The organism is Kordia jejudonensis, from assembly GCF_001005315.1.
In the GTDB taxonomy this organism is placed as follows: domain Bacteria; phylum Bacteroidota; class Bacteroidia; order Flavobacteriales; family Flavobacteriaceae; genus Kordia; species Kordia jejudonensis.
The window spans coordinates 1-2,827 of sequence record NZ_LBMG01000114.1 but is presented as its reverse complement, the minus strand read 5'-3'; the positions used below and the strand labels follow the sequence as shown (position 1 = coordinate 2,827).

The following is a 2,827-nucleotide window of genomic DNA, read 5'->3' as shown; positions in this document are numbered from 1 at the left end:
TTATAATATCCTTATGTTGCCAATTTTGTTTACTTTTCTTAGTTAGTTCCTTTAATTCTAGTGTTGAAATTGAAACTATAGCAGTATTTTTAGTTGTATCACAACCAAAAATACTGCTAATAAAAATTATAAATAAAACTGTTTTGATTCTCATAATTAGATTAAAATTTTTTCTTTATTGAGGATCTGTATTGGGATCACCACCTGTATTTCCATCAGTACAAATCGACAATATTAAAACTCGTGATGCACATTTAGCATCATCTTTTGATTTTGTATTCCCTTTTGTTACTGGATCAGGATCACCCGCATTACCTGTACCTCCTATTAAGTTACTTATTGCATTCAAATTTGCGATCTTTATTCTTAAAAGTTTTAAAGAAGATTTCTTTTTTTTCATTTTAATTATGTTTTTGTTACTCGACAATATTATATAATTCTAACTTATAAAAAGATGTTCAAATACTAGAATTTTTAGCAATTCGTGGAATTGATAGGTTATTTTTTATCTTTTATTTAATTCTTTTAAAAAATAAGAAGGTTTTAAACTTGTTTTTTTGGTAAATGCTCTTGAAAAAGAAAGAGCATTTGAAAAACCTCCTTCTTCAGCTATTGCACTTATAGTATACTTTCTGAAATTTTTATCCGTATTAAGTCGATCAATTAAATACTCAATCCTTAGATCATTAATATAAGTATTAAAGTTTTTTTGTTGGTAATGATTTATTATTTTAGACAAATATTTAGTGTTTGTGTTAATTAGTTTAGCAACATCATTTAAAGTAATTTGATTTTTTAGATAGCTTTTATTCTTTATAAAATTATCTAATTCAAGTAGAACTTTATTTACAGTTTCTTCATCTACATCCTCTAACACTTTAGACGTATTCTTAATAGTATTACTTTCGCTTGTCTGCAATTTTTCCTTACCAATAAGTGTATCAAATCTTTGTTTGTATTTCTTTTTTTGCTTGTAATAATAAATTAAAAATATTGTTGAAACTATTACTGTGATCATTAAAAAGATATTCCAATAGGTTGTTGTTTTTGAATTATTTTCTAACTCTGCTATCAGTTCTTTTTGATAACTCATTAGCTCTGGAAAATCATATTCCTTATATACGTTTTTTACTAAATATTTATAATCATCACTTAATATACTGTCTAATTTCAATAGTCTTGTTGTATACAACAATTGATTTTTCAGGTCTTTCGTTTCTTTAAAATAGTTGATCAACTTTTCATAAGTAGACCTACAGCTTGGAAGTAAATCATAAGTTTCCAGAAAAATTGAGTCAACTTTTTGAAAATATGGAATTGATTGTTTTTTTTGATCATTTTCATATAGGGCTAAACCTAGATAATGGTAAACTACAGCTAGATCATCTTTTGTTTCTATATGATCTATTGCCTTATAAATACTATCAATCGCGGCAGTATACTTTTTTTGAAGAGTCAGATTAATTCCTTCATTTACAACAAAATGATAGTATCTAGTAGAGTCTTTTCTGGCAAGTGTCTCAAGTATACCTCTAGAGTTTATTTCTGTGGCTTTTGAAAATTGTTTCGTTTCATAATATACATTAGATAATTGAAACAATGTACTGAAATACATATCGCCATCATCAAAATCTTTATATTCACTTTCATATTCTAAACACTGATCAAAAATATTTTCTGCTTCCTCAAAATTTCCTATCTGCCTTTTAATAATTCCAACATTAAATTTTATTGTGTAGTACAGTTCTTCATTATTATTTTTAGCATAAGTATTTGCCATAAGGTAATCTTGTAAAGAAGCTTTGAACCTTTTTTGGTCATAGTAAATACCACCCCTATATAGTAGTAGAAGTGCTGGATAATATTGATGATCCATATTCAAGGTTGCATTAATTGCGCTATCTAAATAAGAAATTTTTAAATTTTTATCTCTAAATATATTTGCATGTAATCTGTATCCTGTACCAAGTCCTAATTGATTATTTTCTTTTTTTGCCTTATTTAAATATGCTTTAGCATAAATGAGAGCCTCTTTTTGGTTATCAATATTTTCTCTAACTCTTGAAGATAACTCAGTATATTTTTTTTGTGTCAATGAGTCTATTTCACTTTGTGAGAGTAGAGGTAGTGAAAAAAGAAAACTAAGTGATAATATTAAAAATTTCATGTTTTATATATCATTTCCTCGAATTGATCTATCAATTCCTTGAATTATACAAACTACTATTTGACTTGTGTATACAATAAAAATACATTTACACCAATCAAAAAAATCTGAGAGCTAAAATAACAGTTTTAATTTTAACAAGCGAAATCTTAATAAATAAAAACTCCCTCTTACAATAACTCAGATTTTTAATCTAAAGTATAATTCTTAAAACAAAACAGCATGGCATTAGAAAATCTAATCAGTATTGAGTTTACCCAAGAGGAACTCACCAACCTTGACACACATTTGGATGGCATTCAACAAATACTACAAGGAAAAACCGTAAACCTTACTGCTGACCAACGCCGACAATACGGAAGTATTGGCAACCAAAACAAACTCATCGTAGACAAAGCCAAAAATTATATGGAACAGCACCCAAACTGGATTCCTAATTTTATAGACAAAGTAGAGTTTGACAAAGACTACACAGCACGTCAACAAATGGAGCAACGCACCCAACGCCTACAAAACCTTGCTCAACAACTCATAGACACCAAAACATTATTAGATCATGACAATTATACGAATTCCTTAAGCTTTTACCGCATGATGCGCTACCTAGCAGGCGAAAACGAAGCGGGCGCAAAAACAGTATTTGAAGATATGAAAGTACTC

Annotated in this window: 3 protein-coding genes; 1 reads left to right on the top strand and 2 read right to left on the bottom strand. The window is 28.1% G+C overall.

Annotated elements, in window-relative coordinates:
- Positions 1–175: 175 nt before the first annotated feature.
- Positions 176–400 carry a hypothetical protein gene (locus tag AA089_RS22780; RefSeq protein WP_046759334.1) on the bottom strand — a complete coding sequence of 75 codons (225 nt, stop codon included), beginning with the start codon at positions 398–400 and terminating at the stop codon, positions 176–178.
- Positions 401–505: 105 nt separating this feature from the next.
- On the bottom strand, positions 506–2,167 hold the full coding sequence (locus AA089_RS22775) for an AraC family transcriptional regulator (RefSeq protein WP_046759333.1): 1,662 nt from the start codon (positions 2,165–2,167) through the stop codon (positions 506–508).
- A 222-nt stretch (positions 2,168–2,389) separates the two neighbouring features.
- Between AA089_RS22775 and AA089_RS22770 the strand changes: the two genes are divergently transcribed.
- The coding region (locus AA089_RS22770; RefSeq protein ID WP_046759332.1) for a hypothetical protein at positions 2,390–2,827 on the top strand (438 nt) is incomplete at its 3' end.